At 38.4% G+C, this 13347-nt stretch carries 13 protein-coding genes, 1 tRNA gene, 1 pseudogene and 1 other annotated feature; of the genes and pseudogenes, 12 read left to right on the plus strand and 3 right to left on the minus strand.

The genetic code is table 11. The annotated features are described in order from the left end of the window. Positions 1–10 precede the first annotated feature (10 nt). Genes IGI64_RS03780 through IGI64_RS03795 form a run of 4 tightly spaced genes read left to right on the plus strand, consistent with a single transcriptional unit; the run spans position 11 to position 3677 of the window. On the plus strand, positions 11–1087 hold the full coding sequence (locus IGI64_RS03780) for a M42 family metallopeptidase (protein WP_016624185.1): 1077 nt from the start codon (positions 11–13) through the stop codon (positions 1085–1087). Between the two features lie 2 nt (positions 1088–1089). Next, complete coding sequence (locus tag IGI64_RS03785; RefSeq protein WP_429939531.1) at positions 1090–1908, plus strand: DUF975 family protein; 819 nt, start codon at positions 1090–1092, stop codon at positions 1906–1908. Between the two features lie 13 nt (positions 1909–1921). Beyond that, a complete protein-coding gene (locus tag IGI64_RS03790; protein WP_429939532.1) occupies positions 1922–2662 on the plus strand; it encodes an MBL fold metallo-hydrolase in 741 nt (246 codons plus the stop codon). A gap of 10 nt (positions 2663–2672) precedes the next feature. Further along, entirely contained in the window at positions 2673–3677 is a 1005-nt protein-coding gene (locus tag IGI64_RS03795) for a lipoate--protein ligase (RefSeq protein ID WP_016624182.1), read from the plus strand. Between the two features lie 236 nt (positions 3678–3913). Here IGI64_RS03795 and IGI64_RS03800 read toward each other — a convergent pair whose 3' ends face one another. Next, entirely contained in the window at positions 3914–5752 is a 1839-nt protein-coding gene (locus IGI64_RS03800) for a hypothetical protein (protein WP_429939533.1), read from the minus strand. Positions 5753–5949: 197 nt separating this feature from the next. Here IGI64_RS03800 and IGI64_RS03805 point away from each other — a divergent pair, with 197 nt between their 5' ends. The 3 genes from IGI64_RS03805 to IGI64_RS03815 all read left to right on the plus strand — a co-directional run bounded on the left by IGI64_RS03805 (position 5950) and on the right by IGI64_RS03815 (position 7505). Further along, a complete protein-coding gene (locus IGI64_RS03805) occupies positions 5950–6471 on the plus strand; it encodes a signal peptidase I (protein WP_034862053.1) in 522 nt (173 codons plus the stop codon). 71 nt (positions 6472–6542) lie between these two features. Next, a complete protein-coding gene (locus IGI64_RS03810; RefSeq protein WP_429939534.1) occupies positions 6543–7235 on the plus strand; it encodes an O-methyltransferase in 693 nt (230 codons plus the stop codon). 196 nt (positions 7236–7431) lie between these two features. Further along, positions 7432–7505 (plus strand) — tRNA-Arg (locus IGI64_RS03815). A gap of 78 nt (positions 7506–7583) precedes the next feature. On the opposite strand, the gene IGI64_RS03820 is transcribed toward IGI64_RS03815, so the two are convergent. Beyond that, positions 7584–8375 (minus strand): tyrosine-type recombinase/integrase, encoded by a 792-nt coding sequence (locus IGI64_RS03820; protein ID WP_429939535.1) that lies wholly within the window; start codon positions 8373–8375, stop codon positions 7584–7586. Between the two features lie 100 nt (positions 8376–8475). Here IGI64_RS03820 and IGI64_RS03825 point away from each other — a divergent pair. The 3 genes and pseudogenes from IGI64_RS03825 to IGI64_RS03835 all read left to right on the plus strand — a co-directional run. After that, positions 8476–10257: pseudogene (locus IGI64_RS03825) on the plus strand (phage tail tape measure protein); the annotation flags it as partial. A 56-nt stretch (positions 10258–10313) separates the two neighbouring features. Further along, a complete protein-coding gene (locus IGI64_RS03830) occupies positions 10314–11093 on the plus strand; it encodes a peptidoglycan amidohydrolase family protein (protein WP_429940750.1) in 780 nt (259 codons plus the stop codon). Positions 11094–11474: 381 nt separating this feature from the next. Further along, the gene (locus IGI64_RS03835; protein ID WP_429939536.1) at positions 11475–11729 is read left to right on the plus strand and encodes a hypothetical protein; all 255 of its coding nucleotides are present in this window, start codon (positions 11475–11477) and stop codon (positions 11727–11729) included. Between the two features lie 39 nt (positions 11730–11768). On the opposite strand, the gene IGI64_RS03840 is transcribed toward IGI64_RS03835, so the two are convergent. Next, positions 11769–12425 (minus strand): uracil-DNA glycosylase, encoded by a 657-nt coding sequence (locus IGI64_RS03840; RefSeq protein WP_429939537.1) that lies wholly within the window; start codon positions 12423–12425, stop codon positions 11769–11771. Between the two features lie 139 nt (positions 12426–12564). Then, positions 12565–12639: a sequence feature (ribosomal protein L21 leader region), on the plus strand. Between the two features lie 19 nt (positions 12640–12658). On the opposite strand from IGI64_RS03840, the gene rplU reads away from it, so the two are divergent. Then, the gene (gene rplU, locus IGI64_RS03845) at positions 12659–12967 is read left to right on the plus strand and encodes a 50S ribosomal protein L21 (RefSeq protein ID WP_016624173.1); all 309 of its coding nucleotides are present in this window, start codon (positions 12659–12661) and stop codon (positions 12965–12967) included. Positions 12968–12996: 29 nt separating this feature from the next. After that, on the plus strand, positions 12997–13341 hold the full coding sequence (locus IGI64_RS03850) for a ribosomal-processing cysteine protease Prp (protein ID WP_016624172.1): 345 nt from the start codon (positions 12997–12999) through the stop codon (positions 13339–13341). Positions 13342–13347 lie beyond the last annotated feature (6 nt).

Genomic DNA, 13347 nt, shown 5'->3' on the forward strand with positions numbered 1-13347 from the left:
CGAGATAGAAGTGGACAAAAAAGAAGAGCAGCTGCTGATCGATTTGACATCAGCAAAAGGTGTACCAGGTAACGAAGAAGAAGTTAGAGAAGTTTTCAAATCTTATGCCAAACCTTTCGCCGATGATATATTTTTTGACGGACTCGGCAGTGTGATTGCCAAACAAGGCGCAGGCGGACCAAAAGTCTTTATTTCCGGACACATGGATGAAGTAGGATTTATGGTCACGAAAATCACGGATAAAGGATTTTTAGAATTCCAAACATTAGGCGGCTGGTGGGGGCAAGTCATGCTGGCTCAGCAAGTCGAAATAAAAACACAAGAAGGAAAAGTGTTTCATGGCGTCATCGGCTCAAAACCACCTCATGTACTGACACAAGCAGTGCGAAACAAACCATACGACATCAAAGACATGTTCATCGATATTGGTGCTTCAAGCGAAAAAGAAGTGAAAGAGTGGGGTATCCGTCCTGGAGACATGGTTACGCCTTACATCGAATACAAACGAATGAATGGCGGGAAATTCCTGTTGGCTAAAGCTTGGGACAATCGCATCGGAACAGCTGTATCTCTGCGTGTTTTGGAAAATCTTTCAAAAGAAGACCATCCAAATGTTTTGTTTGCTGGTAGTGATGTGCAAGAAGAAGTTGGGTTAAGAGGCGCTCGTACAAGCACCCATCTTGTCAATCCTGATGTGGCTTTTGCTTTAGATACAGGGACTGCTGGCGATACACCAGGTATGACGCCAAAAGAAGCGGATTCTGTATTAGGAAAAGGACCACAAATCTTAATTTTTGACGCATCGATGATCCCGCATAAAAAATTGTTGAATTTTGTGATTGGTGTAGCAGAAGAAATGGAGATCCCGTTCCAATATACAGTTATTACCGGCGGCGGAACAGATGCAGGTCAAATGCACTTGACCCGTGACGGCGTACCGTCTGTTGCCATTACTGTCCCAGTTCGTTATCTGCATTCTCATACATCGATCATCCATGAAGACGATTATTTGAACACAGTAAAACTAGTAACGGAATTAGTGAAACGTCTAGATAGTAAAACAGTTGAGCAGATTCGGAGTTATTGAGTATGAAAAAACAACCTATTTCTTATTACAAAGAACGTGCCAGAGATGCGTTGCGAAAACAATGGGGAATCAATGCTGGTCTGGTTCTTCTGGCATATCTTATAACAACTGTGATCCAATCATCGGTTGACGGATTGCTGAACTTTCCAGAAGGCAGCAGAGGACAGCTGATTTCTGATTTCCTGCTAAGTAATCTGCTGCTGTTTGCTTTTTATTACGGACTGAATTATATCGCTTTATACGTGATTCGAGGCGGCCGTGCTAAACCGGGAATGCTGTTTGCGATTTTTGACAAAAAGTATTATTTACCGATGCTTCTTTTGAACCTGATAAGCACAGTGGCAACATGGCTAGTGAATTCGCTTGTCTTTCTGCCATTGATCTTTATGGGCGGTGTCTTTTCTTATGTACAGTTAGTCACAGGAAACAGCCCGCGTCTCTTTTTATCCAACGATTTTGTGATTGATTTCAATTTCATCATCATGATTTTTATCTTTTTGCTTGTTGCGTTGATGCTTTTGAATATCATCGGCGGATTATTCCAAATTGCTTCTTGGGTAAAATTGGATTATCCCGAACTTTCAGTTGGAAAAAGTATCAGCTATGCTTGGTTTTTATTAAAAGACCGCTTATGGAAATATATCTTGCTTCAACTTTCCTTTATCGGCTGGTACCTGATTAGTGTCTTGACTTTATTTATCGGGCTATTATGGGTAGTAAGTTATGTAAATGTTTCAATGGCAGCCTTTTATGACTATGCAAGAGAAGAAAAGGGCATGCCTGAGCGTTATTTGAATAGTCAAAAAGAAACACTTGTGTAAGGGGGGAAGTGAAATGAAATTGACTGTTTTAGGCTGTCTGGGTGCTTATCCGTACAAAGGCCAAGGAACAACGAGTTATTTGCTGCAGTCGGAAGGTTACAATCTTTTGATCGATGCAGGAAGTACGACGCTGGTTCGTTTAGAAGAGCAGCTTGATCCGCTTGAATTGGATGCAGTGATCCTTTCTCATTATCATCATGACCATATTGCAGATCTAGGAGTGCTGCAATATTACTGGCAGCTGTATCCAAAACAATCCGAACGAGCATTGCTTCAGATTTACGGGCATACAGATGATACGATTCATTTCAATGAATTGACGATGGAAGGTGTTTCAAAAGGGCATCCTTATACTGAAGGAGAAAAACTTCAATTAGGTCCTTTTTCAATTACTTTTATGAAAACGATCCATCCTGTCCCATGTTATGCTATGCGTTTTGAAGAAGAAAAAACTGGGAAAGTATTTGTCTTTACAGGAGATTCTGGTTACTTGGCCACTTTTGAACAGTTTGCGGAAAATGCAGATCTTTTCTTAGCAGATACTTATTTGTTTAAAGGAAACGAACAGCATCACGCACACTTTACATCAAAAGAATCTGGTGAAATCGCCCAAGCAGCTAAAGTGAAAAAACTTGTGTTGACACACTTGCCTCAATTTGGCGATTTAGAGCAACTGAAAAAAGAAGCAGAAGAAGCAGCGGGAAGCGAAGTAGATGTTGAACTTGCTGCTATCGGAAAAGTCTTCGATATCTAGGAGGAAAACAATGATTTTTGTACCGAATGAAATAAACGATCCAACTATAAATTTAGCTATCGAACATTATTTGCTGCATGAAATGCCTGTGGACGAGCCGATTTTATTGTTTTATATCAACGAACCTTCAATCATCATCGGCAGAAATCAGAATACGATCGAAGAAATCAATCGCGACTACGTAGAAGAGCACAATATTCATGTGGTACGCCGCTTAAGTGGTGGAGGAGCTGTTTATCACGATTTAGGAAACTTGAATTTCAGTTTTATTATGCCTGACGACGGCAATTCGTTCAGAGATTTCGCAAAAGTGACACAACCAATCATCCAAGCTTTGCATGATTTGGGTGTTCAAGGTGCAGAATTGAAAGGCAGAAATGATCTTGTCATCAATGATATGAAATTTTCCGGTAATGCTATGTATGCGACAAATGGCCGGATGTTTGCTCACGGAACAATCATGTTTGATTCAGATATCGACGAAGTAGTGAATGCACTACGCGTGAAAAAAGATAAGATCGAATCAAAAGGAATCAAATCGATCCGTTCACGAGTAACGAATATCAAACCATTCTTGCCAAAAGAAAATCAAGATATGACAACAGAAGAGTTTCGTCAAGATATCTTGTTGAAAATCTTTGGTGTTTCTTCCGTAGAAGATGTGAACGAATACCATTTGACGGAAAAAGATTGGGAAAAAATCAAGGAAATCTCAAATGAATATTACCGAAACTGGGATTGGAACTACGGAAAATCTCCAGCATTTGACATTTCTCGTCAAAAACGTTTTTCAATTGGTTCTGTAGAAATCCACCTGAATGTAGAAGAAGGAAAAATCACCGATGCAAAAATCTATGGCGACTTTTTCGGTTTAGGAGAAATCTCAGATGTCGAACAAGCATTAATCGGGCAAAAATATGAAAAGCAGTCATTGGAAAAAGTGATTGCAAACCTTGATCTTAAAAAGTATTTTGGTGCCATCGAGCCGGAAGAGCTATTGGAATTGATTTATTAGAAAGAGGTAGTGAGCCAAGCGCTATGGCCTGAGCAATAAGCTCTTTGATGAGAGAAAATGGTTTCTTCATTTTTTCTCATCAAAGCTTATTGTCGAAGGATAGCTTTTGAGCACCGTTTACTAGAGGTCGTGAAAGAACCGTTCAGCCTCAACCATGAAAGAACCCCGCAAAACGTATATGGTTTGCGGGGTTCTAATACTGTTATTTCAGTTTTAAACCTGTTGGTACTTCCATTTTAATCCTTGTCGTTATCCAAACGTAAAGTAATCCGTTCGATAATGTCACCTTTTTCTTGCGAGAAGTGGCCGGCATATTTATCAGCAACTTTTTTGATTACTTCTAAATCAAAACGTTCTTGTTCTTTTAATTCTTCTGTAATACCTCGATCAAATATATTGATATTATGATGAGTGTTATGTTCACAATGAATTACCACTTTGTTGTTTACTAAGCGAATGTTCAAGTTTATTTTTCGCTGCAACGGGTTTTCGACAGCACGTACTTCCCGGATTGAATGTTCTAAGACATGGATCAGCAATTTCGAAAGATCATCATCGCTGATATTCAATTTGCTTGGCAAATCTACATCGAAGGTAGTGTGGATACTCCGTTTTTCAGTGATTGCTTGATAGCGGGCTAACAGCAGATTTGTCAGCTGATGGCCGGAGAAAGAATCAATCAACTCAAAATTATGGGCATCATCTAACATTTTTTCTAAAAACTGATCAGCTTCTTCTTTTGCCGCATACTGGTTCAAGTGCTGCAAGTTTTCCAGATTTTGGACCAATTCTCCACGCAATTCACCGATTTCTTTCAAATGGCTTCGCAGCAAGTCATAATGTTCTTCTAACAGTTCTGTTTTCGTCTGTAAAAAATTGACTTGTTTTTGGTTTTTGCTGTACTTCTCAATATGTTCAAGGATATTGTAACCGCACATCACTACTAGGATGACCACAAAAAGAATCGTTGACCAATTGACGGAAGTCGTATGGATGCCAAGTGCATTTTGGATGTATAAGAAACAGTGCATGATAGCAATCAATACGATCCAAGGTGTACATATAACAAAGAAGCGATTGTTTTTATAGGACTCGCCGATACATGCCAGCGAAGTACACAAGGTGCTGAAGACACTTATCGCGTTTGCAAAAGGCATCACTTCCGGTAAATCAGCAGGAGTGAATAGAGCATAAGCTAGAACAGACAAAATCATCGTAACGTGTAAGAAAATCCAGATTCCATAACGTTTTCGATAATATTCCATCTTAGTAAAATAATAAGTAATCAGTAAAATCGGTGTTAATACTGAAAAAAGATGGGAAAGAATCGAATGGACGATCGGTTCAAATAAAACACTGCTTAAAATATCATCCGAGAGTGCTTCAAAACCGACTGAAAAAGCAAAAGTACTCAGAATGACCAAAGAGATATGGAACTTTTTTTCTTTATACATCATATAAATGCAATAAGAAAAGGTACCAATAGCAAGCAATACAGCTAAAATCATCGTTAAAATCTGCGGGATCGAACGGGAAAAAATAAAACTGACCATAGAATGGACGTTTCCTATGTAAATTTCAGGAGGAAGCCCTGCATAATTATTATAAGGGGAAGTTACTTCGATCTGCAGCGTCCGGTTTGCATAATCTTCCGGAAGATTGACGATTGCTAGAGATAAGCCAGGGTTTTTTTCGTTTTCTTGCGCCGATCGTTCATAAAGAACCTCTTGATCTAATAAGACCTTGATCCATTGATGATTTCCTTTGATGAGCAAATCTTTTTGATTCGATTTCTGATCCAATTCGATTTCCATCACAAAGGTTTCGTTCTTAGTTACCCTGGGGATTTTATCGACATATCGGCTGCTGTATTGAAATTCAGGTGCATTTTTTGAATAAAAAGTCCAAGAATCTTTGGTTTCCAAAACTTGTCCGCTTTGTGCAGGAAAGAACATGAAAAAAAAGAAATAAATGATCCCACATAAAAATAACAAAGATAATATTATGATAGAAGTCCACTTATACTTGTTCTCATCAAACTCTTTTTCTGTACATTTGTTATTTAAAAAGTTCATGCAAAGTGATTCTTTCTTAATACTATATACATAAGATTAACTGTTTTCTGATAAGGAGTCAAATATAAGGGGAACGAAGCAAGAAAGTGCAAAAGCTAGTCGAAATCAGCAAAAACCTGATTTTAACTAGCTTTTTAAATATTTTGTATGTTATTATATTATTGATTTCGATAAAAAAGAAAAAGAGGTGGAAACGATTGTCAAAATTCAAAAAAATAACTGTATTTGGGTCAATTTCTCTTGTCCTGATTCTAGGTATTGGATTATTTATCGTTTTGATTCCTCGATTGTTTGGCTTGACGCCGCATTTGATTGAAGACAGCGCCATGTATCCAACATATATGAACGGCAGTCTGGTGTATATCCATCCTATTGATACCCAAGAGATTTTAGTAGGAGATGTTGTATCCTATTATGAAAACCAAGGAGAACAGGTAAAAACAAGACGCATCATTGCGGTGGATAATGCGAACAAGCGCGTCTATACCAAAGCAGACACAGAGCAGCAGGGAGAAGAAGGATATGTGAATTGGCGGAATATCATTGGTCGGCCAGTTTTCCAAATCCCGTATGTTGGGTTATTTTTATCTCAAAGAGTCTTGTCATGGGCACGAGGGATATTTTTCGGGATCGCGTTATGTCTAACGGCATTTACCACATGGAATACCTTTGATAAACTTCGAAAAAAAGAAGAGAGCTCTGATTATTTCTTGGAGTAAGGTGGAGGAGTTACCTTTTTCTTGTGGATTTTTTTCGTTCTAAGTATAATAACTTTCGTAGGAGGAGAGTTATGCGTAATGAAATGATGCATCGTCCGGTGGTACAAAAGGAACTGTTGGACTTTATGCGAAATGAACAAAAAATGCTGTCAGGAGAATTAGGAGAACTAGAACAAAGAGCGCATGAGGCTGAAGTACCGATCATCCCTCATGAAACAGTTGTGTTCTTGCAATTTTTCTTAGGACAGATGCAACCAAAAAATATTTTGGAAATCGGTGCAGCAATCGGCTTTTCTTCCAGTTTGATGGCAAAGTGTATTGGCGAAGACGGACATGTGACAACGATTGATCGATTTGATGTCATGATCAGAAAAGCAAAAGAAAATTATGCGCGTTTAGGACTGACAGATCAAGTAACGTTATTAGAAGGTCAAGCAGCAGATATTTTACCGACATTGACAGGTCCTTATGATTTCATTTTTATGGATAGTGCAAAGTCTAAATATATCGAGTTCTTGCCAGAGTGTCTGCGTCTTTTGAGAAACGGCGGCGTATTGATGGTAGATGATATTTTTCAAGGCGGAACGATTCTTCAGCCAGACGAAGAAATCCCTCGAGGCAAACGTGCCATTCATCGTAAGCTGAATGAATTTTTAAGAGTGGTAATGAAGCATCCAGATCTTACTTCAAGTATTCTTCCTCTTGGGGATGGTGTGATTTTGATCACAAAAGAAAAAGAAATTGATCCAGATAGTTTGAATTAAGATTTCAACAGCAGCAAGAAACTGCAAAAAACAGAGAATAGTAACAGTTTCTTGCTGTTTTTTTTAGAATAACAATGCTTATACAGCGGATTCACACTCTTTTCTGTGCCGAAAACAAAACAACTCAAATAAAATAACTAAAACTTATTGACATTCATTTTTAGATTATTTATAATAACTGTGTTGCACTAATTAAGTCATAGTAGCTCAGCTGGATAGAGCATTCGCCTTCTAAGCGAACGGTCGGGGGTTCGAATCCCTCCTGTGACGCTAAAAAACCGTTAGAAACGTTTGTTTCTAGCGGTTTTTCTTTTTGCTTGTGCCAAATTTGTGCCAAATGAGTTTTATTTAGTTGTAAATGGAAGAAAGGACAGCAGATACTTTAGGTTTATTCTTTTGCTTCAGTTCATCCAATACGTGAGAATAAACTTCTTGTGTGATTGAGATATCTTTATGGCCTAAGTGTTCTGATACATATAATAAATCAATTCCTTCATAGAGTAACACGGAAGCATTTGTGTGTCTAAGCCCATGGAAGGTGATAGACGGCTCTATAGATAACTGCTTTTGAATCTTTTTTAGTGTTTTATTTACTGCATTCGAAGTAATCATCCCATTCAAAGGATTAAAGAAAACGAGATTATGTTGGTTTTTTATGCCTATTTGTTTCAATAATTCTAATTGTTTTTGTTTGTATTCTTTTAGAATGCCGACGGTATGATCGTCAATATCAATTCTTCTAACAGAAGATTCATTTTTCGTTGGTCCAAACCCTTGATTAAGTAACCAAGTTTTATTAATATCAATCGTTTGTCCTTCAAAGTCTATGTCATCCCACGTCAAACCTAATAATTCGGCGAATCTAGCGCCTGTGGCTCCTCCTACAAGAATTAAGTAGGGTGAAGTGTATCTCGCGTCTAAACGGCTCTCAGCGGCTTTCATAAGACGTTTGAAATCTTCGTAGTTTAAATACTTTTCTTCTTTTTTCTTTCCTTCTTTTTCTCCCTTGATCACTGGATTGCGTGTAAAATCAGTAAAAATAATTTTTTCATCTAAAGCATCAAGAATTGCAGCTCTTACATGAGTATGAAATCTTTTGGTTGTCGCTTTAGCATGAGTTTTAGAAAATTCATTTAACACTTCTTGGTATCTTTGCTTTGTCATACTTGCTAATGTGTCAAAAGGCATGTATTTTTTGATGTTCGATAGGTTATCTAAATATCTTCTGTACGTAACATCTGAAGTTGACGAAGCCCTTGATACGATCATCACTAAAACCGGCGCAACAGGAGACAAAGCAGACAGACTTTCTCAATCTTTCGAAAACGTTGGTTCAAATACTCATTTACCTTTACAAACTGTTGGGGAAGCTATTGGTGAGGTAAATACACAATTTGGATTCATGGATAAAAAACTGGAAGATTCAACCAATTATCTCCTACAGTACGCTGAAATCAATGATACAGATGTTTCGCAATCAGCAATATCAGCTCGACAAGCTATTGATGCTTATGGACTAGAATATGATGACTTGAATTCTGTCCTTGATGTAACAACGAAAACATCGCAGAATACTGGTCAATCAGTAGATGACTTGATGCAAAAAGCAATTGATGGCGCACCACAAATTAAACAATTGGGATTAAGTTTTGGCGAAGGAATCACTTTACTTGGTCAATTCGAACAATCTGGTGTTGATTCAAGTGCTGCTTTAAGTAGTTTATCGAAAGCAACAGTAGCTTATGCGAAAGACGGTAAATCTTTAAGTCAAGGTCTGGGAGAATTGCAAGATAAAGTGAAAAACGCAAGTTCTGAAACTGAGGCCATTAATGCAGCAGCCGAAGTGTTCGGTACCAAAGGCGGTCCTAGAATGGCTGATGCAATTCGTAGAGGTACTTTAAACTTAGAAGATTTAGCAAAGACAGCTGGCAAAAGTGGGGGTGCAGTCGGAGATACCTTCGACGCTACTCTTGATCCAATCGATCAAGCTGATCAAGCTATGAATAATGCGATTATAGCTATGGCTGACGTAGGAGATGCGGTTCAAGTAAGTCTTTTACCTTTTTTTGAAAAAGCAACTTCCCTGTTACAGCAATTCTCAACTTGGTGGGGTTCTTTGGATCAAGGAACAAAAAATTGGATTATAACAATAGCTGGTATTGCAGCTGCTGTTGGACCGGTGCTGGTCATTCTCGGTTCGCTAATGGGGTCAGTTACTAAAATTGTTGGCGGTGTGAAAAGTTTTATCGGTATATGGAAAATAATGTCTGGGTTTTTAGCTGCAAATCCCTTTGTTTTAGTAATAGCTGGTATTGCGGTGTTAATAGCTGGTTTTGTTTTGGCGTACAACAAGGTTAAGTGGTTTCGTGATGGCGTTAACGCATTCTTCCAAGGTGTTTCCGATGTAGCTGTCGAGATTTTTAATTTTCTTGGTGGTTATTTAGGCGGTGTTTTTGACGGGGTAATTGCCAATTTTAATAATTTTTATAAAGCTGGTAAACGAATTTTTACTGGTTTCCTTGATTTTATCACAGGAGTGTTTACTGGTAATTGGTCAAAAGCTTGGAACGGACTAGTCGATATTTTTGGAGGGATTTTTGATGGAATTGCCGCAGCTGGAAAAGCACCAATCAATGCAGTTATTGGTGCTATCAATGGATTTATTGGTGGATTAAATGGAATTAAAATCCCGAAATGGGTCCCTGGTGTTGGCGGAAAAACATTCTCCATTTCAAAATTACCGTATTTAGCTCAAGGCGGCCATTTAATTAACGGACAAGCGATTGTTGGAGAAGCTGGACCAGAGTTGTTAACTGCTAAAAATGGAAAGACTACAGTTACTCCATTATCTGACGAAGAAAAACGAAAAGGCGTTGGAGGAAAAGTTGCTAGAGGTAGTTTTGAGCAACATATTCATATTGACAAAGTTGATTCAAACAATCCCTCCGAACTTGATCGTTTGAATCGTAAAATAGCAAGAGCAGGCAAAGAAGCTGTCGATGCATTAGGAGGTGCAATTTAAAGGTGTATCTGACAGCGAGCAAGCATTGACTTATGAAAAACCGAAGGAGGAAAACAATAATGAGTAAAGAGTCAATGATTAAATGGATGCAGGATCGACTAGGTAAAGTTACGTATTCAATGACCCGTCGGCTTGGACCTAATTCTTACGATTGCAGTTCTGCAGTTTTTTTCTCAATGATTGCTGGAGGCTTCTTGCCTTCTGGATCAATGGGAAATACTGAAACTCTCTTCGGTATGGTGGGAACTAAACTGAAAAAAATTACTCGATCAGAAGTACAACGAGGTGATATTTTTATTTCAGGTACTCCAGGAGGGTCAAATGGATCAGCTGGTCATACAGGTATTTTTCTAAGTAACGGCTCATTTATCCATTGCTCTTATACGCATAATGGGATCGCAGTAGACACTAATGATGCGTACATGAGTACAAAACTGCAACATAATTTCTACCGTATTATCGATGGAGGAACTGCTAATACAGACAATAAACCACAGATGATCCAATTGGCTCTTGACGGTCAATTTGGAAATGCAACTGCTAGACGTCTGCAAGAATACTTTGATACTGCTGGCAAAGACGGTGTGATCAGTCATCAGTTCAAACAAACATTTAACCAAAATATTTACGCTGCTCAATTTGACAATACATTGACTGGATCGAATGTCATCAGAGCTTTACAAGGTTTCTTAGGTATTGCTCAAGACGGATTGTGCGGTCAAGGGACAATCAAAGCATTACAAAGACATTTAGGCACCACACAAGACGGTGTGATCAGTCCTGTATCTAACGCAGTAAAAGAATTACAGCGGAGATTAAATGCGAATAAATTATAAGTGGAATCCCTGTGCCAAATTATGTGCCAAATAATTTTTGAAATCGTTCAAATTGCTTGGTAGATCGGATTAGAAAAGCTTTATTTATCAATTAATTAGAATTAGTTAGAGCTATGATTAGTTCTCCTGTGACGTAAAAAAACCTCTGGAAATGTTGATTTCCAGAGGTTTTTTTGTTTTTGTGCTAAATTTTTCCCATTACTTAGTATGAATATAAATAATGGCTTTTTATTAAAAAGGTCGTCCCAAAGAGTCTGTTCCAGTTATTTCCAAATAAAGAAAAAATTAATCTGAAAAGGACGGGAAAACAGCTTAATTTTTATAATGCGGATGCTATACTTTTTATAAATAAAAAGCAGACTTGGGAATAGGAGAAGCAGAATGAAAAAAATCAGTTTTCTACAGTTGTTTTTATTTATTGTTTGTGTGATTTGTTTTATCACTAGTTTGATCAATTTGTCTGGTATTTTTTCTACGTTGTCGTTTTTGATATTTCCTGAAGAGGAAGTGGGTTCTTTGGTGTATGTCTATAGAAATCTATTCGTGAATATCCCGATGTTTGCAGTGGCAAGCAGTATCGGTCTTCTCGTTTTTAAAAAGGTGTTAGCGGAACCTGGCAATAACGAAACAGACTAAGCCATTCCAAATGGCTTAGTCTGAAAGATAGAACATAAATCAAGTAGCGGAGATCTTTTCATTTTGCAGTACTTCTCGGATGACTTCCCAATCTTTTTCGATAAGCGGCTGCAGCTTGCGGTTATAGAAAACTGCAGCTGGATGGAACAATGGTATGACGGAGTAAGTCTTTTCAGACCACTCGTAGCTGTTTTTTTCTTCATTTAGCTGCAGGATAGGTCCTTGATACAGTTCCCCGTGGGTTTTTGATACAGTATATGTTGGTCCAAGCAGTCGATGAAGTCCTATATTTCCCAAAGTTGCAATCAATGGAGGATCGATATGTGTGAATTCATAGTCTAAGATAGGTGCGTGTGCTAAGACTTCAGATTTTGTGGGGGTGCGGTTTGGATAGACGATTTCTCTTTGGCCTGTTCGCTTGTTTATACGCTCCGTTTTTTTATACGGACGGCTTCTTACCGCGCTAGTGATATAGACTTCTTCTCGCGTCAGCCCAGCAGAAGCTAAGCAGTTCATCAGCTCTTTTCCGGCTTGTCCGCTAAAAGGGATATGATTTGTCACCTCTGTTTTTCCAGGGGCTTCGCCGACGAGCATAAGTTTAGGGTTTAAAGGGCCTTGTCCTGGGACAAATCCTTCAACAGGCGCGTCGCCCGTTCTTTTTTCAACTTTTTCGATTAATTCTTGTGGATAGTTCACAGTAATGCCTCCTTTGTTCCTTATTATAAAGGAAAAAGCAAAAAATACGATTTTTATAGATTTATTGAAAGAAGCACTCGATTCTTTGTTGACTGGATGGTCTTATTTTGGTAAACTTATAACGTTGTAATTGTGGACTCCACAGCTACAACCGCTCAGAACAAGTACTAAGCACAGGAAACTGTCACTTGGGATGGCGAGTCTAAGTATAATAGAAGGAGGTGCTTTATAGCATGTACGCAATTATTAAAACTGGCGGTAAACAAATCAAAGTTGAAGTTGGTCAAGCAATCTACATTGAAAAACTAAATGTTGAAGCAGGTGAAAAAGTTGTCTTTGACGAAGTAATCTTAGTAGGTGGCGAATCTACGAAAGTAGGTGCTCCAACAATCTCTGGTGCAACTGTTGAAGGAACTGTTGAAAAACACGGCAAACAAAAGAAAGTCGTTACTTTCAAATACAAACCTAAAAAACATTCACACCGCAAACAAGGTCACCGTCAACCATACACAAAAGTAGTTATTGACGCTATCAACGCTTAATTGAGCTTGAGGAAGAAGGCCTGAATATAATGATCAAAGGAACATTTAAACGTAATGACGCTGGTCAAATCGTTTCATTTACTTTGACAGGGCATGCGGATGCCGGACCTTACGGAAGCGATATCGTTTGTGCAGGTGTATCTGCTTTAGCGATCAGCACTGTAAACGGGATTTCTGCATTAGCTGGTTTTGATCCAATCATCGATACCAACGAGGAAGAAGGCGGTTATTTATACGTCGAGATGCCTTCTGGGATGACACAGGAACAAAACAACATTGCCCAAATTCTATTGGAGAATCTGCTGTTAGGCGTTCAATCAATAGAAGTTGAACATTCAGAATATATCAAGATCGAGACCATTATTGAAAAATAGGAGGTG

The sequence above is a fragment of the Enterococcus sp. DIV0210g genome, from assembly GCF_050559705.1.
In the GTDB taxonomy this organism is placed as follows: domain Bacteria; phylum Bacillota; class Bacilli; order Lactobacillales; family Enterococcaceae; genus Enterococcus_B; species Enterococcus_B faecalis_A.